Source organism: Vibrio sp. 10N.261.51.A3, from assembly GCF_041471965.1.
GTDB classification, from domain to species: Bacteria; Pseudomonadota; Gammaproteobacteria; order Enterobacterales; family Vibrionaceae; genus Vibrio; species Vibrio crassostreae_C.
Genome location: NZ_JBFRPK010000162.1, coordinates 1 through 1,063 on the forward strand (window position 1 = coordinate 1; position 1,063 = coordinate 1,063).

General features: G+C 45.1%; 1 protein-coding gene. It reads left to right on the forward strand.

Features of this window, described 5'->3' with window-relative positions:
• The coding region (locus AB4371_RS22465) for an ISL3 family transposase (RefSeq protein ID WP_372150691.1) at positions 1-1,063 on the forward strand (1,063 nt) is incomplete at both ends.

Sequence of the window (1,063 nt, forward strand, 5' to 3'; positions counted from 1 at the left end):
GCTAAGTGCCTTTGTGGTCTTGAAGCCGAAGCTATCCATGAGTATCAATGGCGTCATGTGAAAGAAGCCATGTTGCTCGGTGTTCCTGTTGAACTTTCCGTTCAAACACGAAGAATTAAGTGTCGTGACTGCGGCATAAAAACAGAGTCTCTATCTTGGCTAGAGCCTTATGCTCGCATCACGAAGCGCCTAAAAAGTTATATAGAACAACTGCTGCCTCTTCTTCCCATTAAGCATATCTCCCAGTTAACAAGCGTACATTGGCACACCATTAAAGAGATAGATAAACGCCGACTTCGACAAGTTGTACCGTCAGTGAAATGGGAAGAGCTAAGGCAACTCGTCATGGACGAGTTCGCTATCTTTAAAGGGCATAGGTATGCCACGGTCATTGCTGACGCTAAGACTCATCAAGTCATTTGGATAGGGTTAGGCCGTAGCCGCAAGGACATACGACCGTTCTTCGAGCTGTTAGGCAAGCATGGCAATAATATCGAAGCGGTCGCGATGGACATGAATACGGCTTTTGACCTTGAAGTTCAAGCGCATTGCCCGAACGCAAAAATCGTTTACGACTTATTCCATGTTGTTGCTAAGTTCGGCCGTGAGGTCATGGATAGAGTCAGAGTCGACCAAGCCAACAAACTCAAGCAAGATAAAAAAGCGAGGCAATGGGTCAAGCGTTCACGCTGGGTGTTGTTGAAAAATAGAGGCAACTTAAATCCACGGCAAGACAGCTATCTTACAGAAATATTGAATATCAATAAGGACTTAATGACCACTTATATACTCGGGGCACAGCTCAAAGAGCTTTGGTATTGTGAATCAGAAGCACATGCTAAAGGGCTCTGGGAGGCGTGGTGGGCACAAGTACAAGAGAGTGGAATTAAGCCATTGAAAGAGTTCGCACGAAAACTGAGTCCTTATCTTCACGGTATTATCGCATCGGCAAGTTATCCGCTAAACACCTGCACCCTAGAAGGGATAAACAACAAGATAAAGCTAATCAAGCGAATGGGGTATGGGTATCGAGATACCGACTACTTCTTCTTGAAGATAAAAG